Annotated in this window: 24 protein-coding genes; 8 read left to right on the forward strand and 16 right to left on the reverse strand. The window is 72.1% G+C overall.

Going from position 1 to position 25,720, the window contains the following annotated elements:
- Positions 1–2 precede the first annotated feature (2 nt).
- Complete coding sequence (locus ACFW3D_RS01300) at positions 3–557, reverse strand: peroxiredoxin (protein WP_500499997.1); 555 nt, start codon at positions 555–557, stop codon at positions 3–5.
- A 308-nt stretch (positions 558–865) separates the two neighbouring features.
- Between ACFW3D_RS01300 and ACFW3D_RS01305 the strand changes: the two genes are divergently transcribed.
- Positions 866–1,768, forward strand: a complete 903-nt coding sequence (locus ACFW3D_RS01305) for a hydrogen peroxide-inducible genes activator (RefSeq protein ID WP_500499999.1) — start codon at positions 866–868, stop codon at positions 1,766–1,768.
- Between the two features lie 18 nt (positions 1,769–1,786).
- On the opposite strand, the gene ACFW3D_RS01310 is transcribed toward ACFW3D_RS01305, so the two are convergent.
- From ACFW3D_RS01310 to ACFW3D_RS01355, 10 genes are all read right to left on the reverse strand, one after another.
- Entirely contained in the window at positions 1,787–4,174 is a 2,388-nt protein-coding gene (locus tag ACFW3D_RS01310) for an FtsX-like permease family protein (RefSeq protein ID WP_500500002.1), read from the reverse strand.
- Complete coding sequence (locus ACFW3D_RS01315) at positions 4,171–4,836, reverse strand: ABC transporter ATP-binding protein (RefSeq protein ID WP_500500174.1); 666 nt, start codon at positions 4,834–4,836, stop codon at positions 4,171–4,173. The genes ACFW3D_RS01310 and ACFW3D_RS01315 overlap by 4 nt, the downstream gene beginning before the upstream one ends.
- 17 nt (positions 4,837–4,853) lie before the next feature.
- Positions 4,854–5,378 carry a PadR family transcriptional regulator gene (locus ACFW3D_RS01320; protein WP_500500005.1) on the reverse strand — a complete coding sequence of 175 codons (525 nt, stop codon included), beginning with the start codon at positions 5,376–5,378 and terminating at the stop codon, positions 4,854–4,856.
- 69 nt (positions 5,379–5,447) lie between these two features.
- Complete coding sequence (locus tag ACFW3D_RS01325; RefSeq protein ID WP_500500008.1) at positions 5,448–5,849, reverse strand: hypothetical protein; 402 nt, start codon at positions 5,847–5,849, stop codon at positions 5,448–5,450.
- Positions 5,850–5,998: 149 nt separating this feature from the next.
- On the reverse strand, positions 5,999–7,447 hold the full coding sequence (locus ACFW3D_RS01330) for a catalase (RefSeq protein ID WP_500500010.1): 1,449 nt from the start codon (positions 7,445–7,447) through the stop codon (positions 5,999–6,001).
- Between the two features lie 162 nt (positions 7,448–7,609).
- Positions 7,610–9,745, reverse strand: a complete 2,136-nt coding sequence (locus ACFW3D_RS01335) for a SpoIIE family protein phosphatase (RefSeq protein ID WP_500500176.1) — start codon at positions 9,743–9,745, stop codon at positions 7,610–7,612.
- 524 nt (positions 9,746–10,269) lie between these two features.
- Positions 10,270–10,956, reverse strand: a complete 687-nt coding sequence (locus ACFW3D_RS01340; RefSeq protein WP_500500013.1) for a class I SAM-dependent DNA methyltransferase — start codon at positions 10,954–10,956, stop codon at positions 10,270–10,272.
- A 127-nt stretch (positions 10,957–11,083) separates the two neighbouring features.
- Positions 11,084–11,767 (reverse strand): cytidylyl-2-hydroxypropylphosphonate hydrolase, encoded by a 684-nt coding sequence (fomD, locus tag ACFW3D_RS01345; protein WP_500500015.1) that lies wholly within the window; start codon positions 11,765–11,767, stop codon positions 11,084–11,086.
- A gap of 102 nt (positions 11,768–11,869) precedes the next feature.
- Complete coding sequence (locus tag ACFW3D_RS01350; RefSeq protein WP_500500018.1) at positions 11,870–13,279, reverse strand: class II fumarate hydratase; 1,410 nt, start codon at positions 13,277–13,279, stop codon at positions 11,870–11,872.
- Positions 13,280–13,441: 162 nt separating this feature from the next.
- Positions 13,442–15,100, reverse strand: a complete 1,659-nt coding sequence (locus ACFW3D_RS01355) for a fumarate hydratase (protein WP_500500020.1) — start codon at positions 15,098–15,100, stop codon at positions 13,442–13,444.
- 129 nt (positions 15,101–15,229) lie between these two features.
- Between ACFW3D_RS01355 and ACFW3D_RS01360 the strand changes: the two genes are divergently transcribed.
- Positions 15,230–15,907: a DUF1707 SHOCT-like domain-containing protein gene (locus ACFW3D_RS01360; RefSeq protein WP_500500023.1), complete on the forward strand. Its 678-nt coding sequence runs from the start codon at positions 15,230–15,232 to the stop codon at positions 15,905–15,907.
- A gap of 240 nt (positions 15,908–16,147) precedes the next feature.
- Positions 16,148–16,501, forward strand: a complete 354-nt coding sequence (locus ACFW3D_RS01365) for a WhiB family transcriptional regulator (protein ID WP_018561404.1) — start codon at positions 16,148–16,150, stop codon at positions 16,499–16,501.
- An 81-nt stretch (positions 16,502–16,582) separates the two neighbouring features.
- On the opposite strand, the gene glpX is transcribed toward ACFW3D_RS01365, so the two are convergent.
- Positions 16,583–17,626 carry a class II fructose-bisphosphatase gene (glpX, locus tag ACFW3D_RS01370; RefSeq protein WP_500500026.1) on the reverse strand — a complete coding sequence of 348 codons (1,044 nt, stop codon included), beginning with the start codon at positions 17,624–17,626 and terminating at the stop codon, positions 16,583–16,585.
- A gap of 162 nt (positions 17,627–17,788) precedes the next feature.
- Here glpX and ACFW3D_RS01375 point away from each other — a divergent pair, with 162 nt between their 5' ends.
- The gene (locus tag ACFW3D_RS01375; protein ID WP_500500028.1) at positions 17,789–18,328 is read left to right on the forward strand and encodes a DUF4245 domain-containing protein; all 540 of its coding nucleotides are present in this window, start codon (positions 17,789–17,791) and stop codon (positions 18,326–18,328) included.
- 71 nt (positions 18,329–18,399) lie between these two features.
- On the opposite strand, the gene ACFW3D_RS01380 is transcribed toward ACFW3D_RS01375, so the two are convergent.
- The 3 genes from ACFW3D_RS01380 to xseA form a co-directional block, all read right to left on the reverse strand.
- The gene (locus ACFW3D_RS01380) at positions 18,400–18,993 is read right to left on the reverse strand and encodes a malonic semialdehyde reductase (protein ID WP_500500029.1); all 594 of its coding nucleotides are present in this window, start codon (positions 18,991–18,993) and stop codon (positions 18,400–18,402) included.
- A 142-nt stretch (positions 18,994–19,135) separates the two neighbouring features.
- A complete protein-coding gene (locus ACFW3D_RS01385; RefSeq protein WP_500500031.1) occupies positions 19,136–19,375 on the reverse strand; it encodes an exodeoxyribonuclease VII small subunit in 240 nt (79 codons plus the stop codon).
- Positions 19,376–19,451: 76 nt separating this feature from the next.
- Positions 19,452–20,660 carry an exodeoxyribonuclease VII large subunit gene (gene xseA, locus ACFW3D_RS01390; protein WP_500500033.1) on the reverse strand — a complete coding sequence of 403 codons (1,209 nt, stop codon included), beginning with the start codon at positions 20,658–20,660 and terminating at the stop codon, positions 19,452–19,454.
- A gap of 163 nt (positions 20,661–20,823) precedes the next feature.
- Between xseA and ACFW3D_RS01395 the strand changes: the two genes are divergently transcribed.
- The 3 genes from ACFW3D_RS01395 (at position 20,824) to ppgK (ending at position 22,923) form a co-directional block, all read left to right on the forward strand.
- Positions 20,824–21,015 carry a hypothetical protein gene (locus ACFW3D_RS01395; protein ID WP_500500035.1) on the forward strand — a complete coding sequence of 64 codons (192 nt, stop codon included), beginning with the start codon at positions 20,824–20,826 and terminating at the stop codon, positions 21,013–21,015.
- Positions 21,016–21,154: 139 nt separating this feature from the next.
- Entirely contained in the window at positions 21,155–22,150 is a 996-nt protein-coding gene (locus ACFW3D_RS01400; protein WP_500500037.1) for a 4-hydroxy-3-methylbut-2-enyl diphosphate reductase, read from the forward strand.
- 29 nt (positions 22,151–22,179) lie between these two features.
- A complete protein-coding gene (ppgK, locus tag ACFW3D_RS01405) occupies positions 22,180–22,923 on the forward strand; it encodes a polyphosphate--glucose phosphotransferase (protein ID WP_500500039.1) in 744 nt (247 codons plus the stop codon).
- Positions 22,924–23,017: 94 nt separating this feature from the next.
- Here ppgK and ACFW3D_RS01410 read toward each other — a convergent pair whose 3' ends face one another.
- A complete protein-coding gene (locus ACFW3D_RS01410; RefSeq protein WP_500500041.1) occupies positions 23,018–23,563 on the reverse strand; it encodes a DUF6542 domain-containing protein in 546 nt (181 codons plus the stop codon).
- Between the two features lie 189 nt (positions 23,564–23,752).
- On the opposite strand from ACFW3D_RS01410, the gene ychF reads away from it, so the two are divergent.
- Positions 23,753–24,841, forward strand: coding sequence for a redox-regulated ATPase YchF (gene ychF, locus ACFW3D_RS01415; RefSeq protein WP_500500043.1), 1,089 nt, complete (start codon positions 23,753–23,755; stop codon positions 24,839–24,841).
- Positions 24,842–25,720 lie beyond the last annotated feature (879 nt).

Here is a 25,720-nt window from a genome sequence, read left to right on the forward strand (position 1 = left end):
GGTCACTCACCGGCCAGCAGCTTGACGACGTCGAGGGTCTCGTCGCCCTTCTTCCAGTTGCACGGGCACAGCTCGTCCGTCTGCAGCGCGTCGAGGACCCGCAGGACCTCCTTGGGGTTACGGCCGACGGAGCCGGCGGTCACCATGACGAACTGGATCTCGTTGTTCGGGTCCACGATGAAGGTGGCGCGCTGGGCGACGCCGTCCTCGCCGAGGATGCCGAGGTCGGTGCAGAGCTCGCGCTTGATGTCCGACAGCATCGGGAAGGGCAGGTCGCGCAGGTCCTCGTGGTCCTTGCGCCAGGCGTGGTGCACGAACTCGGAGTCCACGGAGAAACCGAGGACCTGCGCGTCACGGTCGGCGAACTCGTCGTTCAGCTTGCCGAACGCCGCGATCTCCGTCGGGCAGACGAAGGTGAAGTCCTTCGGCCACGCGAAGTAGACCTTCCACTTGCCCTCGTACGACTTGTGGTCGATCTGGGCGAAGGCCTTCTCGGGGTCGAGGTCCACGCAGGCGGTCAGTTCGAACGTGGGGAACTTGTCACCGACGGTGAGCACGCACACTCCTAGTGAGGGTCGGGACCCGGGCGCGGGGTGGCCGCAGCGGTCCCTCGATGGGTCCCGGTCACCCTGTCATGAGCCCTTTGATCAGTGAAATCGTCCCGGCGAGGTGCATTGATCGGAGGACCTTATCGACGAGTGAGGTTACGGCGACTCGCTGCGCAGAGTGACCGACGCCACAGCGGCCGGGGCGACTGGCGGGCCCGGCGGCCGTTGATCGCCTGCGCGACTAGACTGGACGCCGTTGATCGGAGGCGGTTATCAGTAGTCAGCGCGCGGGCCAGCGCCAGCCGAGTCTGTCCCAATTGCGGGCCTTCGCGGCCGTCGCCGAACACCTGCACTTCAGGGACGCGGCCTCGGCGATCGGCACGAGCCAGCCGGCGCTGTCCGGGGCGGTCGCCGCGCTGGAGGACGCGCTCGGGGTGGTGCTCGTGGAGCGCACGACCCGCAAGGTGCTGCTGACCTCGGCGGGGGAGCGCGTCGCGGTCCGGGCGCGGGCGGTGCTGGCTGCGGTCGGCGACCTGCTGGACGAGGCGGAGGCGGCGCGCGCCCCCTTCACCGGGGTGCTGCGGCTCGGGGTGATCCCCACGGTCGCGCCCTATCTGCTGCCGACCGTGCTGCGGCTGGTCCACGGCACGTATCCCGAGCTCGAGCTCCAGGTGCACGAGGAGCAGACGTCCTCGCTGCTCGACGGCCTCACGGCGGGCCGGCTGGACCTGCTGCTGCTCGCCGTCCCGCTCGGGGTCCCCTCCGTCACCGAACTCCCGCTCTTCGACGAGGACTTCGTCCTGGTCACCCCGCGCGACCACTGGCTGGCCGGGCGGATGGACATCCCCCGCGAGGCCCTGCGGCAGCTGGACCTGCTGCTGCTGGAGGAGGGCCACTGCCTCCGCGACCAGGCGCTGGACGTCTGCCGGGAGGCGGGCCGCACCGAGGGGGCCACCGCCACCACGACGGCGGCGGGACTGTCCACGCTGGTGCAACTGGTGGCGGGCGGGCTGGGGGTGACGCTGCTGCCGCGGACGGCGCTCCCGGTGGAGACCGGACGCAGCGCGGACCTCGCGACGGGGTTCTTCGCCGATCCGGCGCCCTCGCGGCGGATCGCGCTGGCGATGCGCGCGGGCACCGCGCGCGCGGAGGAGTTCGAGGCCTTCGCCTCCGCGCTGCGCGGTGCCCTGGAACCGCTGCCGGTACGGTTCGCCCGCTGACGGGCGAACCGCCCGGGGTCATTCCGTCCGCAGCCCGTTCGGACGCATCATCCGCCACAGCGGCGGCAGGCTCAGCAGGGTGACCAGGACGACCACTCCCGCGCCGGCACCCGTCATGACGCCTACGCTCGCCCAGTCGACGTGGGGGCGCTCGCCGACCATCGTCCGCAGGGCCGCGGCGAGTCCCGCACCGCCGACGACGGCGAGGGCGAGCCCCAGGGCGACCGGCAGCGCGGTCTGCCAGAGCACCGACAGTCCGAGCACGGACCGCCGGGTACCGAAGGCGACCAGGACGGCCAGCAGCCTTCTGCGCTCGCGCAGTTGCTCCAGCATGGAGACCAGCAGGCTCGCGCCGATCAGGGCCAGGGTGGCCGTGGCGCCGATGAACAGCCCGCGCCGGATGGTCGTGAACTTGCGGGCCTCCCGGGTCGTCTGCAACTCGTAGACGGAGAGCGCGGGATCGAGGCGCGCGGCGGTGTTGCGGGCGTGCTCGACGGCGTCCGGTGAGCCCGGGTCGGTCCTCAGCATGAGCCGAACGGCGGGCGTACGCAGGGCGGCCACGTCCAGGGCACCGGGGGTGGCCAGCACGCCCCACTCCTGGTTCCCGTCCGGCGCCACCCGGGACTTCGCCGGGCGGGCGCCGGCGGGGATCCGCCACGGCTGGGGTTTGCCGGTGTACTTGTCCGTGGCCGGCGTGTTCAGATCGAGCGTGCTGCCGGGCTTGGCGAAGCTCATGTCGCCGTATCCACCGGGGTCGGACACCAGGAACACGTCGCCGTCGGCGCAGCCGGCCCCGACCTCGGCGAGTTCGCGCAGCGTGGCGCAGTCGCCGACGACCAGCGTCGCGTACCGGATGTCGTCGGACTTCAGCGTCGAGGCGTTCCCCTGGACGGCGTCGCCCTGGACGACGCCGAGCACCGCGCGGACGCCCGGGGTGTCGGCGAAGGCCTTCTCCACGCGCTGTGCCTCCGTCCCGCTGCCGACGTTCATGGAGATGCTGAGCTGGGCGCGCTCCGGGTCCTCGCCGGTCTCCTTGACGAAGTCGCCCTGCACCCCGGTGAAGAGCGACTGGAGGGCGATCGCCCCCGCCACGGCGACGGTGACGCCGCTGACCATGCGGGCGGCGGCGCTGCTGTTGAGCTGGATGCGGCGCGTGGCCAGCTGCCAGGGCAGCGGGCCGCCGCGGAAGCGGCCGACGACCGACTCGACCAGCCAGGGCAGCACGGCGGTGAGACCGACCAGCAGCAGGACCACGCCGGCCGTCACCTGGTAGGGGTTGATCTCGCTGTCCTGCGAGATGCTCCCGAACAGCGGGGCCAGCAGTGCGATGCCCGCCAGCGGGATCAGCAGCCGCCACCACAGCCGCCGCTTGCGCGGGGTGGCGTCGCGCACCACTCCGAGCGGCTCGATGGCGATGCCGCGCATCGCCAGCAAGGTGACCGCGACCGCCGCCCCCGGAACCGCCACCGCCACCAGTGCGGCCAGAGCGGGACCTGGCGTGATGTCGGACGGGAAGAGGCTGATGTCGTACAGCGTCACATCGGTCGAGAACTGCCGGACCCACAGGAAGATCCCGGTGCCCACGACGAGTCCGAGCAGGGAGCCGAACAGCGCCTCGCCGGCCGCGATCCGCCGGGTCATCCTGCTGTCCGCGCCGACCAGCCGCAGCGCGGCCAGCCGGCGGTCCCGCCGTTCGCCGCCGAAGCGGACGGCGGTGCCGATGAAGACGGCCACCGGCATCAGCAGGACGACGACGATGATGACGACCAGCAGGCTCAGCACCCCGCCCAGCGGCTCGGGCTTGACGGTGCCGCCCCCGAAGTACGGGATGCGGGTGGCGTTTCCGACGGAACCGTCCTCGTTGCGGGCGACGAGGCCGTCGTCGCCCGCGTAGTAGGCCAGTTCGGCCGGGCCGAGCAGGCCCTCGTCGCCGATGACACCGGAGATGCGGTAGTCCAGCCGTTCCCGCAGCAGCTTGCTGCCGGGCCGGTCGAGCAGCTTCTTCAGCGCGGGGGAGACCACCATCTCACCGGGCGCGGGCATCGCGTCGAGGCCCGGCGGCAGCACCGGCCGGTCGCCGTCGGCCTTGAGCAGCAGACCCCGGATGGTGTCGTCGCGGAAAGTGGTGTCGGCCTGCTCGCGCAGCACCGTGCTGGCGGACTGCTTGGGCTGGTCGTTGAACCAGGAGTAGTCCCGGTCGTACCCCCGGTCGCTGCGGGCGCTGAGCATGGCCGGCACGGCGGCCGCCACCAGCAGCAGCGCGACGCCGAGGCCGACGCCGACCGCGGTGAGCAGCGTGCGGGTCCAGCCCTCGCGGCCGCCGGTCGCCGCGAAGCGGACGCCCAGGCCGAGGTCGCGGACCCAGCAGGCGAGGCCGCCGTGCGGGGACGGGTGGTCGGCGCTCATGCCACCCTTTCCATGTCGCGGGACTTGCCGTCCCGGACGACGACCTCGCGGTCGGAGTAGGCGGCGACCCGCGCCTCGTGCGTGACGAGGACGACGGCGGCGTTGGTGTCGCGGGCGGCGTCGGTGAGCATGCGCATCACCCGCTCGCCGTTGAGGGAGTCCAGGGCGCCGGTCGGCTCGTCGGCGAAGACCACCCGCGGGCCGGTGACCAGGGCCCGGGCCACGGCGACCCGCTGGCCCTGGCCGCCGGAGATCTCGCCGGGACGCTTGCCGGCCAGTTCGTCGACCTCCAGCCGGGCCAGCCACTCGCCGGCGCGCGCCTCGGCCTCCTTGCGCTTGGTGCCGTTCAGCCGCAGCGGCAGCGCCACGTTCTCCACGCAGGTCAGCTCAGGGACTAGCTGGCCGAACTGGAAGACGAAGCCGAACTCGCCGCGGCGCAGCGCGCTGCGCTCGGCGTCGCTCATCGCGGTCAGGTCGCGTCCCCGGTACAGGATGCTGCCGGAGTCCGGCCGGACGATGCCGGCCAGGCAGTGCAGCAGCGTCGACTTGCCCGAGCCGGACGGCCCCATGACGGCGACCACCTCACCGGCGCGTATCGCGAACTCCGCGCCGTCCAGGGCGGGGGTCGGGCCGTACGCCTTGTGCAGGTCGACGGCCTCCATCAGGTTCTCCGTGGTGCTCACTCGGCTACCTCCGCCGCGAGTAGGTCCAGGCGGGCGGCGGTGAGTTCCAGCCACCGCAGATCCGCCTCCAGGTGGAACAGGGCGTGGTCGCAGATGAGCTGGTCCGCGAGGTCGCCGTGCCGTTTGCGTTCGGTCAGTTCCCGCATCAGCCGCAGGTGCTCGGACCGCTGGGTGTCGAGCAGGCCGGCGGCGCTGCGCCCGGTGAGCAGGGCGAGGACGACCTTGGTGTAGAGGGTGTTCTGCAGGTAGGGCTCGGGCTTCTCCGGCTGCCCGAGCCACTTCTCGACATCGGTGATCCCGGCCTCGGTGATCGCGTACCGCTTGCGCTCCGGGCCGCCACCGGGCTCGATGCCGTCGACCTCGACCAGCCCGTGCTTCAGCAGCCGCGCCATCGTCGAGTAGACCTGGCCGTAGTGCAGCGGGCGGTCGTGGCCGAACTTGTCGTCGAATGCCCGCTTCAGGTCGTATCCGTGGCGCGGGCCGGACTCCAGGAGTCCGAGCAGGGTGTGGCCGATGCTCATGACCGAGGACTCTACACGATGCGTATACCTACGTTGTATAGATCTTGTGCATAGTGACGTGCCGGTGACCTAACCCTTCCTGAACAGGCCCTTTCCCGGTTCGTACCCGAGATGGGCCTGATACGCGGTGGGTTCACAGCCCGGACCGTTCGGCTGCCACTTCTCGAGCGTGACCTCGGTGCGCTCGTCCACCGCGGCCCTCCCGGCGGTTCCCCCGGCGTCCCGCGGGGTGCCGGTGAAGCGCACCGCGACCCGCTCCGGGCCGGCCGGCTCCGGCAGGTCCAGGACGAGCAGCATCTCCTGCCCGTCGCCCGTTCCGGTCCGCGTGCATACCGCGCCGGCGCACAGCCGGTACGTCGTGCCGGGCTCCGTGTCGAACAGCAGCCGCACCCCGGAGTGCGCTCCTATGTCCGTGCAGTCGGGGCCGTCCGCCCCCAGGGCTCCGCAGCCCACCGCCATCGCCAGGGCCATGACGGCCCCCACCCCTGCCCACGGCCTCGTCCGCATACCGATGGGATGCGCCCGGGCTCCGTCCGGTTCCGGCCCTGCCGGCGCGATGCAGCCCCGGGGCACGGACGGACATCACGTGCACCGGGGCTGCGGCCGTGGGGAGGTGCGGCCTACAGGCCGTTGACGTTGGCGGCGATGCGGTCGCCGACCTCCTTGTCGATGTTGCGCCAGTACTCGACCGCGCGGGCCAGGACGGGGGCGCTGACCCCGTTCTTCAGGTGGCCCGACACGTTGGAGACCAGCCGGTCGCGGGCGGCGTCGTCCAGGACCTTGCGGACCATCGTCCCGGCCTGGCCGAAGTCGTCGTCCTCGCGGTGCAGCTTGTACGGCTCGTGCACCATGTTGCCCGCCACCTCCCAGCCGGCCGGGTCGCCGAAGCGCCGGATGTCGGCCTCGGGCCCGCCGACGGAGTTCGGCGCGTACGGGGCGGCGGTGCGCGCCGGCTCGTAGCGCATCGGGCCGTCCTTGGCGTACGAGTGCACCGGGGAGTGCGGCCGGTTCGGCGGCAGCTGCGCGTAGTTGGGGCCGATCCGGTAGCGGTGGGTGTCGGCGTACGAGAAGAGCCGGCCGAGGAGCATCTTGTCCGGTGAGGGGCCGATGCCGGGCACCATGTTGTTGGGCTCGAAGGCGGCCTGCTCGATGTGGATGAAGTAGTCCTCGGGGTTCTTGTTCAGGGTCATCCGGCCGACCTCGATCAGCGGGTAGTCGCCGTGCGGCCACACCTTGGTGAGGTCGAAGGGGTTGAACCGGTAGTCCGCGGCGTCCTCGAACGGCATGACCTGCACGTACAGCGTCCACGACGGGTGGTCGCCGCGTTCGATCGCCTGGTGCAGGTCCCGGCGGTGCAGATCGCCGTCGGCGCCCGCGTAGTGGTCGGCCTCCTCCTGGGTGAGGAAGTCGATGCCCTGGTCGGTCTTGAAGTGGTACTTGATCCAGTGCCGTTCGCCGCCGCCGTTGACCCACATGTAGGTGTGGGAGCCGTAGCCGTTCATGTGGCGGTAGGTCCTGGGCACGCCGCGGTCGCCCATCAGCCAGGTGACCATGTGCGCGGACTCGGGGGAGAGCGTCCAGAAGTCCCACTGCATGTTGTTGTCGCGCAGGCCGGAGTCGGGACGGCGCTTCTGGCTGCGGATGAAGTCCTGGAACTTCATCGCGTCGCGCACGAAGAAGATCGGCGTGTTGTTGCCGACCAGGTCGTAGTTGCCGTACTCGGTGTAGAACTTCAGGGCGAATCCGCGCGGATCGCGCCAGGTGTCGGGGCTGCCCATCTCGCCTGCGACCGTCGAGAAGCGGGCCAGCATCTCCGTCCGCCGTCCCGGCTGGAAGACGTCGGCCTTGGTGAACTGGCTGACGTCGTTCGTCACCTCGAAGACGCCGTACGCGCCCGAACCCTTGGCGTGCACCACACGCTCCGGGACCCGTTCACGGTTGAACTGCGCCATCTTCTCGATCAGGTAGTGGTCCTGGAGGAGGACCGGGCCGTCCGAGCCCACCGTGAGCGAATGCGCGTCGCTCTCCACCGGGATCCCGGCGTTGCTGGTGGTGTAGGGGGTGCTCATGTGAATGTGTCCTCCCGTCGATCTTCGGAAGAGTCCGTCGGGGGCTCCTGGTCGCTAACGACCACACAAACACTGAATCACCGGCTCGGCACGCCGAACAACGACTTCACGCCATGGATCTGGACGATGTCCAGAAATAAAACCTGTACGGACACGGAGTGTCTACCGGTCGCCACCTTCCGGGATGCCCATCTCGAACCAGACCACCTTCCCCGCGCTCAGCCGGGTCGCTCCCCAGCGCTGGGCCATCCGGTTGACGAGGTAGAGCCCGCGCCCGCCCTCGTCCTGCGGCTGCGCGTGGCGCATCCGCGGCAGCGTCGGGGCGTCGTCGCCCACCTCGCAGCGCAGCACGTCGGTGCGGAGCAGCCGCAGCGTGATGGGACGCTCGGCGTACCGCACCGCATTGGTCACCACCTCGCTGACCAGCAACTCCGTCGCCTCGGCCAACGGCTCAAGGTTCCAGCGGCTGAGCGCCTGGCGCACCAGCCGCCGGGCCCGGCCGGCCGTCTGCGCCCGCGGCTCCAGGAACCAGTAGGCGACGTCGCGCGGGGCGATGCCGTCGAAGCGGGCGGCCAGCAGCGCGATGTCGTCGTCCCGGTCGCCCGGGCCGACGATCTCCAGCACCTCGTCGCACAGCGGCTCCAGCGGCGGCGGGCACACCACCGCCGACGCCGTGTGCAGCCGCTCGCGCAGCATCTCGATGCCGCCCCACACGTCACGGGCCCGGGACTCCACCAGGCCGTCGGTGTACAGCAGCAGCGTCGCCCCGGCCGGGGCGGGCAGCTCCACCGCCTCGAAGGGCACGCCGCCCACGCCGATCGGCGCGCCCGGCGGCACGCGCAGCACCTCCGCCAGGCCGCTGGCGTGCAGCAGCACCGGCGGCGGGTGGCCCGCGTTGGCGATGGTCACCCGGTGCGCTATCGGGTCGTAGACCGCGTAGATGCAGGTGGCCATGCGGTCCTGGCCGAGCCGCTGGGCCTGCTCGTCCAGGTGGTAGAGCACCTCCTGCGGCGACAGGTCCAGGCCCGCCAGGGTCTGCACGGTCGTCCGCAGCTGGCCCATGATCGCCGCCGAGGTCATGGAGTGGCCCATGACGTCGCCGACCACCAGCGCCACGCGGCTGCCCGGCAGCGGGATCGCGTCGTACCAGTCGCCGCCGACCCGGGCCGACTCGGCGGCCGGCAGGTAGCGGCTGGCCAGCCGCACCCCGGTGGGCTCCGGCAGCGAGTCCGGCAGCATCTCGCGCTGCAGGGAGTCGGCGATGGACGCCTCGCGGTCGTAGAGCACGGCCTTGTCCACGCCGAGCGCGGTGTGGGTGGCCAGCTGGGCCGCGATCAGCAGGTCGTCCGGGTCGAACGGGGCGCGCTCGGGACGGCGCAGCAGCACGGTCGCGCCGATCACCCGGCGGCGGCCGCGCAACGGTGCCAGGATCGCCCGGCGTCCGTTCGGAAGGTCTAACGTCTCGCCGAACTCCGCCTCCCGGCAGCCCCCGACCAGCTCGTGGAGGGCCGCCGTGGACTGCGCGCTGTCGGAGAACACCGGCCGCACCCCGCGCAGCACCTCGGCCAGCGGGCCGTCCGTGGGGACGTTCACGACCTCGGCGGCCGAGCCGTAGGCGCCCTCCGTGGAGGGGACGACCGGCATGAGCAGGCCCTCGACCGGCTCCGGGGCGTCCTCGTCCGGGACCCGGTCGGTACGCCGCAGCCGCAGCACCAGCGGGCCGGAGGGACGCTCGTCGCCCACCGGCAGCGGGTCGCGCAGGTAGACCAGGATCGCGTCGGCGAAGGCGGGCACCGCGGAGCGGCACAGGCCCAGCACGATCTCGTCCAGGTCCAGGCCGCGGGCGATGCGGCGGGTGGCCGCGCCGACGTAGCGCAGCCGCTCGGTCTCGGCCTGTCCCGCCCGGCCGCGGTTCTGCGGGCCGATCTTCTTCAGCGGCTGGCCGCCGGTGGAGTCCTCGTCGACGGGGTGCCCGCCGGCGTGGTCTCCGCGGCCGCCCTGCCGGCCCGCCGCCCGGGAGGTGGGCAGCGTCGTGTCGGGGGTCCGCTGCCGGGTGCGCGGCTCGCCGCCCTCGGGCTGGGTGGGGCCGGGAAGGCCCGGGACGCCCGGGTTCCCGCCGCCCGCGGTGGCCCGGCGGCCGGGCTCCACGGGGGCGGCCATGGCGGTGGCCGCCTGCCGGTCCCGGCCCGCGGAGCGGTTCCAGGACCCGTCGTTCGCCGGGGCGTCGCCAGGGGCCTCGGAGGTGCGCAGCCGTACGGACTGCCGTCCGCGGCCGCCGTCCGTGGCCGCGACGGTCATGTGCTGGACCCCGGCGCTCCCCTCGCCGGCGACCACCCGGGCGGCCTGACGGTCCCGTACCTCGGATGCCTGCCGCGCGGAACGTCCGCGGCGGGCACGCCGGCCGCCGCGGCCGGGCTTGGCGGGAACGGGGGCCGACGCAGGGGCGTCGGAAGGGGTCTGACGCTGTGCCGGCGGCGTGGCGGCGCCGCCGGGATCGCCGGCCCCGCCGGCGGTCGTGCCGCGCTTGGTGCCGCCGCCCCGGCGGCCCCGGCGCGGGCGGTCGCCCGCCGCGGACGGGGCCGGGGACCGGCCGGGGGCCTGTGCGCCGGGAGGGGACGCGACCGTCTCGTCGCCCGGCTGCGGGTCGGCGGGCAGCCGGAAGCCGGCCCGTGGATCCGGTACCGGTTCGGTGTCGCCCGGACGTGCCGGGCCGGCCGCCGTCCCCTGGACAGCGGCCTGCTCAGAAATGCGCTCCGTGCTCACGCTGGTCGTTCCATCCGGTCGGGTGCGTCACGTGCCGGGCACGTGGCGGGGCGGCCGCGTCAGGCGGGTCGTCGGCAGTGCAGGAAGAGCTGCTCCTCCGGCGGCACTTCGGTGGTGTGCGGCGCGTACGCGTACGAATCCTCCTCAAGGACCATGAATCCCGCTTCGGCGACCACCTGGCGCAATTCATCCCGTAGATAACCCGATACCCGGATGGTGTTACCAAGGAACGGAATCGCGAAGTCGTCCACGTCGGCTTCCACCATCGAAAGGGTGAACATTCCGCCCGGCAGGAGGAGGTCGTGGACGCTGCGCAGGGCCAGCGGGATCTCCGCCCGGGGCAGCATCAGCAGCGAGAAGAAGGCCACGACGGCGTCGAAACGGCCCAGGTCCCGGGCGCCGCCCGGGCCGTGGCGGCCGCCGGTCCGCAGGTCCGCGATGTCGGCCTGGTGGAAGGCCGCCAGGGGCACGTGGCGGCGGGCGAGCGCGAGCATCCCCGCGGAGAGGTCCACCCCCGTCACCTTGTGCCCGGCCTCGACCAGCTGACGGCAGGTCGGCAGCCCCGTGCCGCAGCCGAGGTCCAGGACGCGGGCGCCCGCCGGGAGCCGGGCCAGGAGCCGTTCGCCCGCGGTGACCTGGCCCTCCTTGTACGGGAAGGCCTCGTCGTAGCGGTCACCTATGGCGTCGAACCCCTCGGCCTGGCCGGTGCGGTCCAGCTGTATGTCCTCGTAGCCGCCGACTCCCACAGCCCGGGCCTCCCGTATGACCTTGGTGACATAGCGTCAAACTCTAGTGTGAGCCTGTGTTTTGTGCAGCACTATGGGCCACGATCTTACGATTGGGTCAGGGGTCCCCGGCAAGCCGCTCACGCGGTCACCTTGCCGGACGATCCCAGTCAACCGGAAGGGCCGGTACCGGCCACGCCGGATCCGGACGCCAGTGCTCCCAGCCGTCCCTGAAGGGACGCCCCCAGGCGCCGATCACCCCGACCGCCCGGCGGCCCGCCTCCCGCACCCGCTCCGCCGTGGCCGCCGTCATCAGGCCCGCGCTCTGGGCCTGGGCGAACTCGTCCTCGTCCCGCCACTGCCAGCCGCGGTCCGGGGTGACGTGGATGTCCAGGAAGTGGTCCTCCGAGTCGACCCCGCCCGACCAGCGGTGCCGCGGCTCCTCCAGGTTCACGTACCAGTTCTTGAAGCGCCAGCCCTGCTCCCAGAACAGCCACACCGACCAGGGCTCGTCCGGGCGGGCCAGCTTGAGCACGCCCGCCCCCCACCAGCGGTCCACGCACGTCGTGCGCGGCCTGAGGTAGCGGGTCTCCAGCGGCTCGTGGTGGATCGGCGAGCCGTCCGTCAGGACCGGCTTGACGCACTCGGTGCCCGGCGCCATCCACACGGCCAGCAGTTCCGGGTCGTCGCGGACCACGGTCACCGGACGGCAGATGTGCACCGCGTCGCTGCCGTTGCCGCGGTAGCGCCACAGCACCTGCTCGCCGGGGGCCCAGTGGCCCGTGCCGCCGTCCCGGCCCGCTCCCTGGGAAAGAAGGATGTCCGCTGTCATGAACGGATCTTACGGACCCCGTGTTACGGAGGCGTCACCCTTGAGCCGAGCGTTCGTCACGCCGGGCACGGCGACGGGCCGGTACGGCGGCGCGGCGCGCCGTCAGGGCCGGGTCATCCGCAGCACGTCCAGCGCCTCGTCCAGCTGCTCCAGGGTGAGCAGCCCGCGCTCGACGTAGCCGGACTCCAGCACCACCTCGCGGATCGTCCTGCGCTCGGCCAGCGACCGCTTGGCGACCTTGGCCGCCTCCTCGTAGCCGATGTACTTGTTGAGCGGGGTCACGACCGACGGCGAGGACTCCGCGTACTCACGGGCCCGCTCCACGTTCGCCGTGATCCCGTCGACCGTGCGGTCCGCCAGCAGCCGGGAGACGTTGGCGAGCAGCCGGACCGACTCCAGCACGTTCCGGCCGATCACCGGGAGCATCACGTTGAGCTCGAAGTTGCCCGCGGCGCCGGCCGTCGTGATCGTCACGTCGTTGCCGATGACCTGCGCGGCCACCATCAGCACCGCCTCGGGGATCACCGGGTTCACCTTCCCCGGCATGATCGACGAACCGGGCTGGAGGTCCGGCAGGGCGATCTCGGCGAGGCCGGTGCGCGGGCCGGAGCCCATCCAGCGCAGGTCGTTGGCGATCTTGGTCAGGCCCACGGCGATCGTCCGCAGCTGCCCCGAGGTCTCCACCACCCCGTCGCGGGCGCCCTGCGCCTCGAAGTGGTCCCGCGCCTCGGTCAGCGGCAGCCCGGTCGTCCGCGCCACCTCGGCGATGACCGCCGCCGAGAATCCGGGCGGGGTGTTGATCCCCGTGCCGACCGCGGTGCCGCCCAGCGGCAGCTCCGCCAGCCGGGGCAGCGAGGCCCGCAGCCGCTCCACCCCGTACCGCACCTGGGCCGCGTAGCCGCCGAACTCCTGGCCCAGCGTCACCGGCGTGGCGTCCATCAGATGCGTACGGCCGGACTTCACCACGTCCGCGAACTCCGCGGCCTTGCGCTCCAGCGACACCGCCAGGTGCTCCAGGGCAGGGATCAGGTCGCCGGTCACCGCGGCGGTCGCGGCGATGTGCAGGGAGGACGGGAAGACGTCGTTGGAGGACTGGCTGGCGTTGACGTGGTCGTTGGGGTGCACGGGGCGGCCGAGCCGCTCGCTCGCCAGGGTCGCGATGACCTCGTTGGTGTTCATGTTGGACGAGGTGCCCGACCCGGTCTGGAAGACGTCGATCGGGAAGTGCGCGTCCCAGCGACCCTCGGCCACCTCGGCGGCGGCCTCCTGGATCGCCTCCGAGACGTCCTTGTCCAGGACGCCCAGCTCCGCGTTCACCTTGGCCGCGGCCGCCTTGATCCGGGCGAGCGCCTCGATGTGGGCGCGCTCCAGCCCGCGTCCGCTGATGGGGAAGTTCTCCACCGCCCGCTGGGTCTGCGCACGCCACTTGGCGTGGGCCGGGACGCGCACCTCGCCCATCGAGTCGTGCTCGGTGCGGTACTCGCGCTCGTCCCCTGCGTCCTGCTCGGGCATGGCCGGAATTCCTTCCATCGCGGACATCGTCGGGCGTCCTGGTACCTCCCAGTAGACCCCCTCACCACGACAGCGGCACCGCACGTTTCATTCCCCCGGAGCGCACCGGGGAACGCCGCGGCCCGGCACCGCGCACGCGGTGCCGGGCCGTTCCGGGACGGGTCACGCCCCGGGGCGCACCGGGATGCTGGTGAACGTCGGCGCGGGCGCCGGATCGGTGAAGAAGTCGTTGCCCTTGTCGTCGACGACGATGAAGGCCGGGAAGTCCTCGACCTCGATCTTCCAGACCGCCTCCATGCCGAGCTCGGCGTACTCGAGGACCTCGACCTTCTTGATGCAGTCCTGGGCCAGGCGCGCCGCCGGTCCGCCGATCGAGCCGAGGTAGAAGCCGCCGTGCGCGGCGCACGCGTCGGTGACCTGCTTCGAGCGGTTGCCCTTGGCGAGCATGACCTTGGAGCCGCCCGCGGCCTGGAACTGCTCGACGTAGGAGTCCATGCGGCCGGCCGTGGTCGGGCCGAAGGAGCCGGAGGCGTAACCCTCGGGGGTCTTGGCCGGACCCGCGTAGTAGACCGGGTGGTCGCGCAGGTACTGCGGCATCTCCTCGCCCGCGTCCAGCCGCTCCTTGATCTTGGCGTGCGCGATGTCGCGGGCGACGACCAGCGAGCCGGTCAGCGACAGCCGGGTCTTGACCGGGTACTTCGACAGCTCCGCCAGCACCTCGTCCATCGGCCGGTCGAGGTCGACGCGCACGACGTCCTCGTCCGACAGGTGCTCGTCGGTGGTCTCCGGCAGGTACCCGGCCGGGTCGGTCTCCAGCTGCTCCAGGAAGACGCCCTCGGCGGTGATCTTCGCGACGGCCTGGCGGTCGGCGGAGCAGGACACGGCGATGGCGACCGGCAGGGACGCGCCGTGCCGGGGCAGCCGCACCACGCGCACGTCGTGGCAGAAGTACTTGCCGCCGAACTGCGCGCCGATGCCGATCTTCTGCGTCAGCTCGAAGACCTTCTCCTCCAGCTCCTTGTCCCGGAAGCCGTGCCCGGTCGGCGAACCCTCGCCCGGCAGCTCGTCCAGGTAGTGCGCGGAGGCGTACTTGGCGGTCTTGAGCGCGTACTCGGCGGAGGTGCCGCCGACCACGATCGCCAGGTGGTACGGCGGGCAGGCGGCCGTGCCGAGCGAACGGATCTTCTCCTCCAGGAACTTCATCATGGAGGCCTCGTTGAGGACCGCCTTGGTCTCCTGGTAGAGGAAGGACTTGTTGGCCGAGCCGCCGCCCTTGGCCATGAAGAGGAACTTGTAGGCGCCGCCGTCGGTCGCGTACAGCTCGATCTGCGCCGGCAGGTTGGAGCCGGTGTTCTTCTCCTCCCACATCGTCAGCGGGGCCATCTGGGAGTAGCGCAGGTTGAGCTTGGTGTAGGCGTCGAAGATGCCGTGCGACAGGGCCTCCTCGTCGCCGCCCGCCGTCAGCACGTTCTGGCCGCGCTTGCCCATCACGATCGCGGTGCCCGTGTCCTGGCACATCGGCAGGACGCCGGCCGCGGCGATGTTGGCGTTCTTCAGCAGGTCCAGGGCGACGAAGCGGTCGTTGGCGGACGCCTCGGGGTCGTCGAGGATCCGGCGCAGCTGGGCGAGGTGCGCGGGACGCAGGTAGTGCGAGATGTCGTGCATCGCCTCGGCGGCGAGCTTGCGCAGCGCCTCGGGCTCCACCTTGAGGAAGGTGCGGTCGTCTGCCTCGAAGGTGCTGACGCCCTCGGAGGTGATCAGACGGTACGGAGTGGTGTCCTCACCGAGAGGGAGCAGATCCGTATAGGCGAACTCGGGCATAAGGGACATCCTCACTGGCGCTGCGTCATAGAAGCCCAACAAGCGTAGAACGTGCGCGGGGTACCGGAGGTGTGAGGTGACCCTCACCGGCCCTAGTCGCGATCTATCGCGTTTGTGTACGGTAGTCGGGTGGATGAGTCGTCGCTCCAGAAGCGTGAACAGCACCCCGTGCGCCCCGTGGCCGAAGCCGACATCCGTGCGTCCGACGCGGACCGCGACCGGGTGGCCGACATCCTTCGCGATGCCCTCGCGGAGGGCCGTCTGACCACCGAGGAGCACTCCGAGCGGCTCGACGGGGTCTACGCGGCCAAGACCGTGGGCGAACTGGAGCCGTACGTCCGCGATCTCCCCGCGGGACGCCCCGCGGGCGCGCCCGCGCCGTCGCCCGCGGCGCACCACTGGGTGCCCGACGGCTCCGGGGAGAACCCCAACCTGATCGGCATCCTCGGCGGCGCCGAGCGCAAGGGCCGCTGGCGGGTCGGCTCGAAGATCAACGCCGTCGCCATCATGGGCGGCGTCGTCATCGACCTCACCGAGGCCACCTTCACCAGCCCCGAGCTCGTCATCAACTGCACCGCCATCATGGGCGGCGTGGAGATCAAGGTCCCCGAGAACGTCACCCTGCACGGCGGCGGCGTCGTGGGCATCATGGGGGGCTCCGACGTGAAGGCGTACGAGTCGCCCGACCCGCACGCCCCGGTCATCAAGGTGCAGGGCTTCGCCTTCTGGGGCGGCGTCGAGGCCAAGCCGCGCCGTGGCAAGCGCGTGAAGAAGAAGGGGCTCGGCCCCGCCGAGCTCGACGGCTGACCACGGCCGACCACGGCCCGGGTCAACTCCCGTGCCGCGCAAGGGGATCGGCCGCACACACCACCGGGCCGGCGGGCGGCGCACCGGGCACGGTGCGCATGAACGCGCGTACAACGGGTAGGGCAAGGAGACACGTCGCTCGCCGCAGCCCTCCTCACGCCGACAGACCCGTGGAGACGCACCGGCACCGCAGCGACGGGCAAGGGTGACACCAAGCCGAGCCGTCGTCAGGAGTATCCCGTGCTTCAACCGATCGAGCCCCCGGCAGCCTCCAGGTCCTCCCTGAGTCACCCCCGGGACCTGGGCGGCCCATGGCACTCGGAGGCGGCGTGCCGCAGTGACGAGGCGGGTCTGTTCTTCGCGCCCTCCAAGGAGCCGACCGCGGCGCGGCTGTCCCGTGAGGAGGCCGCCAAGCGGGTGTGCGCGCGCTGCCCGGTGATGCTGGAGTGCCGCGAGCACGCGCTGCTCCAGCCGGAGCCCTACGGCGTGTGGGGCGGGATGACCGCCGCGGAGCGCAGGGTCGTCCTGGCCCGGCGCCGCCGCCGGGAGGCGGAGCTGCAGCGGCCCGGGACGCGGATCGCCGCGGCGGGCTGAAACGAGCGAAGGACCGGGACCCCGCCGCCACGGCGGGGTCCCGGTCCTCGTACTCGGGTGCGCTGCGCGGGCCGCTGCGGCTCAGCGCGCGCGGTCGAAGTCGATGGTGCTGTAGGCGCGCAGCTTCGACAGGCGGTGCGTGGAGTCGATCTGGCGGATCGTGCCGGACTTCGAGCGCATGACCAGCGACTGGGTGATCGCCGTCTCGGCGCGGTACCGCACTCCGCGCAGCAGTTCGCCGTCGGTGATGCCGGTGGCGACGAAGAAGACGTTGTCGCCCCGGACCAGGTCGTCCGTGTGCAGGATCCGCTCTAGGTCGTGGCCCGCGTCCAGGGCGCGCTGCTTCTCCGCCTCGTCCTTCGGCCACAGCCTGCCCTGGATGGTGCCGCCGAGGCACTTGATCGCACAGGCCGCGATGATGCCCTCGGGCGTGCCGCCGACGCCCATCAGCATGTCGACGCCGGTGCCCTCGCGCACGGCCATGATCGCGCCGGCCACGTCGCCGTCGGAGATGAACTTGATGCGCGCCCCGGTCTCCCGGACCTCCTTGACGATGCCCTCGTGGCGGGGACGGTCGAGGATGACGACCGTGACGTCCTCGGGGGCGCTGCCCTTCGCCTTGGCGACCCGGCGGATGTTGACCGAGGGCGGGGCGGTGATGTCGACGTAGTCGGCGGCCTCGGGGCCGGTGACCAGCTTGTCCATGTAGAAGACGGCCGAGGGGTCGTACATCGCGCCGCGGTCCGCGGCGGCGAGCACCGCGATGGCGTTGGGCATGCCCTTGGCGGTCAGCGTGGTGCCGTCGATCGGGTCCACGGCGATGTCGCACTCAGCGCCGTTCCCGTCGCCGATGCGCTCGCCGTTGAAGAGCATCGGGGCCTCGTCCTTCTCCCCCTCGCCGATGACGACGACGCCGTTCATCGACACGGTGGAGACGAGGGTGCGCATGGCCTTGACGGCCGCGCCGTCCGCGCCGTTCTTGTCGCCGCGCCCGACCCAGCGGCCGGCGGCCATGGCGGCGGCCTCGGTGACCCGGACGAGTTCCAGGGCGAGGTTGCGGTCGGGGGCCTCGGGATTGACCTCGAGTTGCGGCGGCAGGTTGTGGTTTTCGTGCTGCTCGGTCATCACAGCGCACCTTTCTGTACGAGGACGGCCGGGATAAGAGGGTGTTACGACCTTATCCGGACCCCGCCAGGATGAGCAGGCCGCCCGTCACATGAGCGGATTTCCCCTCGGGGGCGACCCCGGGCGGCCGGACGGTCCGGGGCATGGGGGACCATAGGGGGCGTGGCAAAGAAGCGCGGCACGGAAACACTGCGGGACATGGTGCTCTCGATGGCGGCGATCGGCGTCGTCGCCGGGGTCATCTGGCTCTTCATCCCGCACGACGAGAACCACGACCCCGTCAAGGCGGTCGGCTACCGGGTCGAGCTCGACCAGGCACGGCGCGACGCCCCGTACCAGGTCGCGGCGCCCGTGGGGCTCGGCGAGGGCTGGCGGGCGACCTCGGTGACGTACGAGTCCACCGACCCGAAGGCCGTGCGGTGGCACCTGGGCTTCGTCGACCCGAAGAACGAGTACGCGGCCGTCGAGCAGAGCAACGAGGTCGCGGAGAAGTTCGTCGCGATCAAGAGCCACCAGGCGAAGCGGGTCGGCACCCGCACGGTCGGCGGCGAGACCTGGCAGCGCTACGAGGGCCACAAGTACGACGCGCTGGTGCGCGAGGAGGGCGGGGTGACCACGATGGTCACCGGCACGGCCCCGATGGCGCGGCTCGCGGAACTGGCCGGCGCGCTCGAGGAGCGGGGCGGCGGCCCGCAGGGCTGAAGCACGTCACCGCCGCGGGCCGAGGGCGCGCGGCGGTGACGGTGAATTGCCGTCGATGGCGAGGGGTGTCGTCAGACGGTGGTGACGACCTCGTCGTAGGCCAGGCGCGGTCCGCGCTCGCGCCAGGCGTTCTCGCCCGGCCTGCCGATGTTGACCACGGCGAGCACGGAGTGCTCGCCGTCGGGGAAGAACGCCTTGTCGATGGCGTCGGCGTCGAAGCCGGTCATCGGGCCGGCGGCCAGGCCTGCGGCCCGCACGCCGAGGATGAAGTAGCCCACCTGCAGCGCGGCGTTGAAGGCCGCGGACGCCTCGCGTGCCGGGCGCTCGGCGAAGAGCACCTCCTTGGCCTGCGGGAAGGCCGGGAACTGGGCCGGCAGCTCCTCGTGGAACTCGTTGTCGGCGGCCAGGACCGCGACCAGCGGCGCCGCGGCGGTCTTCGCCCGGTTGCCCTCGTTCATGTGGCCCACCAGGCGCTCGCGGGCCTCGGGGGAGCGCACCAGCACGATGCGCAGCGGCTGCTGGTTGTAGGCGGTGGGGGCGTACTTGACCAGGTCGTACACGTCCTGGACCTGCTCGTCGGTCACCGGCTCCCCGCTGAAGGCGTTGGCGGTGCGCGCCTCGCGGAAGAGCAGGTCCTGGGCCGTGGGGTCGAGCTGGAGCGTCATGGGGTACCTCGGTGGGGGATGTGGAGCAGCGCCCTGGGGAAGGCGCGTCGGAACTCTCTGTCCACCATAGATGAAAATTCAACTGAACTTTCAACCATTACTCCGTGAAGCGGGTCACGCCGCCCGCGCCCCGCTCACCCGGTCATTGCTCCTCCGCGGCCTCCGGACCCTCCCCGGTGCCGCCGGACTCCTCCGCCAGGGCCGCGTCCAGCCGGGCGCGGGCGCCCTCCAGCCAGTCGCGGCACACCTTGGCCAGCTGCTCCCCCCGCTCCCACAGGGCGAGGGACTCCTCGAGCGTGGAGCCGCCGGCCTCCAGACGGCGAACGACGTCGACGAGCTCGTCGCGGGCCTGCTCGTACCCCAGCGTGTCCTGATCTGCCATGGCACCAGCCTAGGGCCGCCCTCCGACACGGCGGCCGGGCACGCGGCGCCCCGTCCCGGGAACGGCGCCCCGGCGGTCAGCGCGTGACGCGGACGGTGAACTCGCCCTCGGCCACCCGGGCGCGCAGCTTCTCCTCCTCGGCCACCTCGTCCGCGGCGCGCACGACCTGCCCGTCCTCGCGCTGCAGCACCGCGTACCCGCGCTGCAGCGTCGCGGCGGGGGAGAGCGCCAGGACCCGGGCCCGGGTGTGCGCCAGCTCGTCGTCCGCCCGCTCCAGCCGGTGCCGCAGATGCCGGCGGGACCGCTCCAGCAGCGCCGCGACCTGCTCCTCGCGCTCGTCCACCATCAGCTGTGGCCGCGCCATGCACGGCCGGCTCACCGCGGCGGCCAGCCCCCGCTCCTCCCGGTCCAGCAGCCCGCGCATCACGCGCAGCGAGCGCTGCCGCAACTGCTCGACCCGGGCCAGCTCCTCGCCCACGTCCGGCACGACGCGCTTGGCCGCGTCGGTCGGCGTGGAGGCGCGCAGATCGGCCACCAGGTCCAGCAGCGGGGTGTCCGGCTCGTGCCCGATCGCCGACACCACGGGCGTACGGCACTCGGCGACCGTACGCACCAGCCGCTCGTCCGAGAACGGCAGCAGGTCCTCCACGCTGCCGCCGCCCCGCGCCACGATGATCACGTCGACCTCGGGGTGCGCGTCCAGACCGCGCACCGCCTCGATCACCTGCGGCACCGCGTACGCCCCCTGGACGGGCACGTTGCGCACCTCGAAGCGGACCGCGGGCCAGCGCAGCCGCGCGTTCTCCAGCACGTCACGCTCGGCGGCCGAGGCCCGGCCGCAGACCAGCCCGATCAACTGGGGCAGGAACGGCAGCGGCCGCTTGCGCTCCAGTGCGAACAGGCCCTCGGCCGCCAGCCGCTTCTTCAGCTGCTCCAGCCGCAGCAGCAGGTCGCCGACGCCTATCGGGCGGATCTCCGCAGCGCGCAGCGACAGCTGGCCGCGCGGCGCGTACCACTCCGGTTTGGCGTGCACCACGACCCGGGCGCCCTCGCCGACCGCCCCGTCGAAGGCGTCGAAGACCGCCCGGCGGCACGTCAAGCTGAGCGAGATGTCGTGCGACGGGTCGCGCAGCGTCAGGAACACCACGCCCGCCCCCGGGCGCCGTGACAACTGGGTGATCTGCCCCTCGACCCACACCGGGCCGAGCTTGTCGATCCAGCCGCCGATCAGCCGGGACACCTCGCCGACCGGGATCGGCGTCTCCGCGGACGTGTTCACAGCCATACGCCGAGACTAGCCCCCGCCACGGACAGTGACGCTCCTCCCGCCCGACCCGAATGGCACGCCCCGCTGTCCCGCCGCCGCGCCGCCGCGCAGGCTGGGGGCGACCCGGTAAACCGCTGCCGGCGGTGACGCCGGCACCCAGCGACAGGTCCTGGGAGGTCCCATGCGCCGACCCGGCCGGTACGGCTGGACCCCGTCCGAACGGCCGCCACGCGTCCACGCCGGGCTCCGCGTCGGCCGCTACGGTCCCGGCTGCGGCTGCTTCAGCTGCCTGCCCCTGGCGGGGGCGGCACTCGCGGCCGTGTGGGTGCTCGCCGCCCGCCGCGCCGCGCGGGGTACGCGGCGCTGCCGCTGAACCCGGTGCGCCGGGCCGGGGCCGGGCCCGGGCGTGCCCGTCGCGTGCGCCCCGGGACGCTCCGGCACCGCCCCCGCACCCCCGCCCGGAGCACCCGGGGCAGCGGTGGGGCCCCGTCCGGGCCCCGTACGATGGGCACATGACCGCTACGACTTCCCGCCGCGTCCTGCTCGCCGCCCCGCGAGGCTACTGCGCGGGTGTGGACCGTGCCGTGATCGCCGTCGAGAAGGCCCTGGAGCAGTACGGGGCCCCCGTGTACGTCCGCCACGAGATCGTCCACAACAAGTACGTCGTGCAGACCCTGGAGCGGAAGGGCGCGATCTTCGTCGAGCAGACGGAGGAGGTGCCGCCGGGGTCGATCGTCATGTTCTCCGCCCACGGCGTCGCCCCGGTCGTCCACGAGGAGGCCGCCAAGGGCCGGCTCGCCACGATCGACGCGACCTGCCCGCTGGTCACCAAGGTCCACAAGGAGGCCGTGCGGTTCGCCAACGAGGACTACGACATCCTCCTCATCGGCCACGAGGGCCACGAGGAGGTCATCGGCACCTCCGGCGAGGCCCCCGACCACATCACCCTGGTCGACGGCCCCGGCGACGTGGAGAAGGTCGAGGTCCGCGACCCGTCCAAGGTCGTCTGGCTCTCCCAGACCACGCTCTCCGTGGACGAGACCATGGAGACCGTCGACGCCCTCAAGGAGAAGTTCCCGCAGCTCATCTCGCCGCCGAGCGACGACATCTGCTACGCCACGCAGAACCGTCAGCTCGCCGTGAAGCAGATGGGCGCCGAGGCCGACCTGGTCATCGTCGTCGGCTCGCGCAACTCCTCCAACTCCGTGCGCCTGGTCGAGGTCGCCAAGCTGGCCGGGGCCCGCGCCTCGTACCTGGTGGACTTCGCCGACGAGATCGAGGAGGCGTGGCTGGACGGCGTCTCCACGGTCGGTGTCACCTCCGGCGCCTCCGTGCCCGAGGTGCTCGTCGAGCAGGTGCTGGAGTGGCTGGCCGCCCGCGGCTTCGAGGACGTGGAGATCGTCAAGGCCGCCGAGGAGTCGATCACCTTCTCGCTGCCCAAGGAGCTCCGCCGGGACCTGCGCGCCGAGGCCGCCGAACTGATGCGGGGCGGCACCTCCGAGGGGTGACCGACCGTGCCACGTCGTAGCGTTGGGGCATGAGCGTTTTCGGTGTGGACATCGGCGGATCGGGCATCAAGGGCGCCCCGGTCGACCTCGGGCGTGGTGACCTGGCGGAGGAGCGCTTCAAAGTGCTCACTCCCCATCCCGCGACCCCCGACGCCGTCGCGGAGTGCGTGAAGCAGGTCGTCGACCACTTCGGGTGGACGGGTCCCGTCGGGGCCACGTTCCCCGGAGTGGTCACGCACGGCATGACGCGCACGGCGGCGAACGTCGACAAGGGCTGGATCGACATGGACGCCGCCGGTCTCCTGTCCCAGAAGGTCGGCTGCGCGGTGACCCTGCTCAACGACGCGGACGCCGCGGGCATGGCCGAGATGGAGTACGGGGCGGGCCGTGGCCGCAAGGGCACGGTCATCGTGCTCACCCTCGGCACGGGCATCGGCAGCGCCGTCTTCCTCGACGGCAACCTGCTGCCCAACACGGAGCTGGGCCACCTGGAACTGCACGGCCACGACGCCGAGACGAAGGCCTCCACCAAGGCCAAGGACGACGAAGGCCTCACCTGGGAGCACTGGGCCAAGCGCCTGCACAAGTACCTCGCCCACGTCGAGATGCTCTTCTCGCCCGAGCTGTTCATCCTCGGCGGCGGGGTCAGCCGCAAGGCCGACAAGTTCCTGCCGCTGCTGACCGGCATCAGGGCCGAGATCGTGCCGGCCGCGCTGCAGAACAACGCGGGCATCGTCGGCGCGGGCATGGCGGCGGCCGCGGTCCGCTCCTGACCACGGGCGGCCGGCGGGAGGTGGCCGGGGACCCGGTGCCCGTGGGGGCACCGGGTGGGCACCGCATCCCCCGGTCCGGGGCCGGGGGATGCGCTCAGCGGCGTCGTTCGCGCATCACATAGGCCACCTTCCGCGCGGCCGCGATCACCGCGGCACCGACCGTGCCCCCGTACAGCCAGCCCGTCAGGGTGGCGAGCCCGGTCAGCAGGCCCATCACATGGCCCGTGAAGCCCCCGCCCTCGCCGTCGGCCGTCACGGCCAGCGCGAGGGTGAAGGCGATGGGCGCGCTGACCGGCGCCGCCGACAGGTCGTACGGCCGTACGAAGAGGCCGGCGGCGAGGCAGGCCAGCAGGAAGACGACCCCGAAGAGGGTGCCGGGCTCGCCCGTGATCAGCGAGTCCGCGGCGCCTCCGGCCAGCGCGGCCAGCGTGATGAAGACGCCGGTGCCCAGTCCGGTCAGCCGGGGCTCCGTCCGGCGCAGCCGGGCCACCCGCAGCAGCAGCGGCCCCCGGGGCAGACCGCCCCGGACGGCTGTCGCGCCCTGCGGGCGGCGCTGCGGGCGAACCGGCCGCGGCAGCGGGGAGGCGGCGGTGGGGGCACCGCTGTTCTTGTGGGGTGTGCGCGCACTGTGTTGCTCCACGCACCCAAAGTAGGCGTCGGGGAGGGGGGAAACGGGGGCAGGACACGACTTTTCACCGCCTCAGGGGGCTGCTGAGGGCGCGGGCCACCCGGGGGCCGGTGCGTTCCGTAGACTGGTGGATCGGTCCGCCGGTCGTCCTGCCCGGGCGTGGCGGCCGATTCCACCCACCTCGCTACGGGAAGTCGTCACGTGTCGCTCACGATCGGAATCGTCGGCCTGCCGAACGTCGGCAAGTCGACCCTGTTCAACGCCCTGACCAAGAACGACGTGCTGGCGGCCAACTACCCGTTCGCCACGATCGAGCCCAACGTCGGCGTGGTCGGCGTCCCCGACCCCCGCCTCGACAAGCTCGCCGGGATCTTCGACTCGCAGCGCAAGCTCCCGGCGACCGTGGACTTCGTCGACATCGCCGGTATCGTGCGCGGCGCCAGCGAGGGCGCGGGCCTGGGCAACAAGTTCCTCGCGAACATCCGCGAGTCCGACGCCATCTGCCAGGTCATCCGGGCCTTCGTCGACCCGGACGTGGTCCACGTCGACGGCAAGGTGTCCCCCAAGGACGACATCGAGACGATCAACACCGAGCTGATCCTCGCCGACCTGCAGACCATCGAGAAGGTCGTGCCGCGGCTGACCAAGGAGGCCCGCCTCCAGAAGGACAAGGTCCCGGTGCTCGCCGCCGTCCAGGAGGCCCAGCAGATCCTCGAGGACGGCCGCACCCTGTTCTCCGCCGGCATCACCGCCGGGACGGAGAAGGGCGGCCTGCTGCACGAGCTGCACCTGCTGACCACCAAGCCCTTCCTGTACGTCTTCAACGTCGACGAGGACGAGCTGAGCGACGAGGCCTTCAAGGCCGAGCAGCGCGCTCTGGTCGCCCCGGCCGAGGCGATCTTCCTCAACGCCAAGATCGAGTCCGAGCTCATCGAGCTCGAGGACGACGAGGCGCTGGAACTCCTGCAGTCCATGGGCCAGGAGGAGCCGGGCCTGGCCACCCTCGCGCGGGTCGGCTTCGACACCCTGGGCCTGCAGACGTACCTCACCGCGGGCCCCAAGGAGGCCCGCGCCTGGACGATCAAGAAGGGCGCCACCGCCCCCGAGGCCGCCGGTGTGATCCACACCGACTTCCAGAAGGGCTTCATCAAGGCGGAGATCGTCTCCTTCGACGACCTGGTGGAGGCGGGCTCCATCCCCGAGGCCCGGGCCAAGGGCAAGGCCCGCATGGAGGGCAAGGAGTACGTCATGCAGGACGGCGATGTCGTGGAGTTCCGCTTCAACGTGTAGCCGTGCGGCAACGGAGGGCTGCGCGGCGGTTGGACGCGCAGGTCGGAAGGGGTCGGCCCGCGCCGGAGCCGAGCCCTTCCGCCCCCGTGCGGTACTTCGGCGCCGAGCGCTCCCATCGTGTTCTCCGCCACGGCCCGGCGCGCCGTCACGTACGCCGCCGCATCGTCGGCCTCGCCACGGCCGACCCTGCTGACCAGGAGCGTTCCGCAGCGCCACCCGGCCGGAGCCGTCGAACCAGACGCCCGTCCGACGCCCTCGCGGGGCCCGCAGCGAGGGATCGGTGGCTGGACCTGACGCTCAAGACGATTAGTATGCATACCTCATGCGGACCGGTTGCGCGGCCGGTCGGGTGGGCGCTCGCTGGCGCAGGACCCTGAATGGATGTTGGGAACGGTGGAGTGTGTGCGCTGAGACCGCTGGAGCGGATGCGCCATATCCTCATCGGAAACGGGGAAACAGCGTCATGCGCGCACCATCGCATATCGAAGTGCCTCAGGCCGTCGACATCTCCGCGTCCGCGGCGTCCCCGCCTCCGGGCACGAGGGCCGACAGGCCGGGCGATCGCCTCGCGTGGGCACCCCGGCGCGACCGGCGGGAGCCGGTCACCCTCGGGACGCGACGCTCCCGCAGTCATCCGCCCAGGGCCAGCTCCGAGTTCCCCACCGGGCTCGCGCCGCCGGACACCGCGGATCGCCGCACTGCCGGACTTGCCCAAGCGCATCCAGTACGAGGGCAATCCTCCGCTTGATTCGCCGCACCTCACGTCGCTCGCCGACCCGGCCGGAATCCGTGAAAGGGCAACCGCCCCGGTAGGCTCCGTAGTCGTCACACCGGCCCCGACGGTGGCGTCAGCCCACGGGCTTCCCACAGGCCCGCGAC

Source organism: Streptomyces sp. NPDC058864 (assembly GCF_042742985.1).
In the GTDB taxonomy this organism is placed as follows: domain Bacteria; phylum Actinomycetota; class Actinomycetes; order Streptomycetales; family Streptomycetaceae; genus Actinacidiphila.

What these genes read in the sequence shown, in the direction of transcription:
- ppgK (WP_500500039.1), top strand. Translation starts at nt 22,180, where the DNA reads ATGAGCGTTTTCGGTGTGGACATCGGCGGATCGGGCATCAAGGGCGCC.
- ACFW3D_RS01325 (WP_500500008.1), bottom strand. Translation starts at nt 5,849, where the DNA reads ATGGCCCTGGCGATGGCGGTGGGCTGCGGAGCCCTGGGGGCGGACGGC.
- ACFW3D_RS01400 (WP_500500037.1), top strand. Translation starts at nt 21,155, where the DNA reads ATGACCGCTACGACTTCCCGCCGCGTCCTGCTCGCCGCCCCGCGAGGC.
- ACFW3D_RS01380 (WP_500500029.1), bottom strand. Translation starts at nt 18,993, where the DNA reads ATGACGCTCCAGCTCGACCCCACGGCCCAGGACCTGCTCTTCCGCGAG.
- ACFW3D_RS01395 (WP_500500035.1), top strand. Translation starts at nt 20,824, where the DNA reads ATGCGCCGACCCGGCCGGTACGGCTGGACCCCGTCCGAACGGCCGCCA.
- glpX (WP_500500026.1), bottom strand. Translation starts at nt 17,626, where the DNA reads ATGACCGAGCAGCACGAAAACCACAACCTGCCGCCGCAACTCGAGGTC.
- ACFW3D_RS01310 (WP_500500002.1), bottom strand. Translation starts at nt 4,174, where the DNA reads ATGAGCGCCGACCACCCGTCCCCGCACGGCGGCCTCGCCTGCTGGGTC.
- xseA (WP_500500033.1), bottom strand. Translation starts at nt 20,660, where the DNA reads ATGGCTGTGAACACGTCCGCGGAGACGCCGATCCCGGTCGGCGAGGTG.
- ACFW3D_RS01350 (WP_500500018.1), bottom strand. Translation starts at nt 13,279, where the DNA reads ATGCCCGAGCAGGACGCAGGGGACGAGCGCGAGTACCGCACCGAGCAC.
- ACFW3D_RS01385 (WP_500500031.1), bottom strand. Translation starts at nt 19,375, where the DNA reads ATGGCAGATCAGGACACGCTGGGGTACGAGCAGGCCCGCGACGAGCTC.
- ACFW3D_RS01355 (WP_500500020.1), bottom strand. Translation starts at nt 15,100, where the DNA reads ATGCCCGAGTTCGCCTATACGGATCTGCTCCCTCTCGGTGAGGACACC.
- ACFW3D_RS01335 (WP_500500176.1), bottom strand. Translation starts at nt 9,745, where the DNA reads ATGACCGTCGCGGCCACGGACGGCGGCCGCGGACGGCAGTCCGTACGG.
- fomD (WP_500500015.1), bottom strand. Translation starts at nt 11,767, where the DNA reads ATGACAGCGGACATCCTTCTTTCCCAGGGAGCGGGCCGGGACGGCGGC.
- ACFW3D_RS01320 (WP_500500005.1), bottom strand. Translation starts at nt 5,378, where the DNA reads ATGAGCATCGGCCACACCCTGCTCGGACTCCTGGAGTCCGGCCCGCGC.
- ACFW3D_RS01330 (WP_500500010.1), bottom strand. Translation starts at nt 7,447, where the DNA reads ATGAGCACCCCCTACACCACCAGCAACGCCGGGATCCCGGTGGAGAGC.
- ACFW3D_RS01315 (WP_500500174.1), bottom strand. Translation starts at nt 4,836, where the DNA reads ATGGAGGCCGTCGACCTGCACAAGGCGTACGGCCCGACCCCCGCCCTG.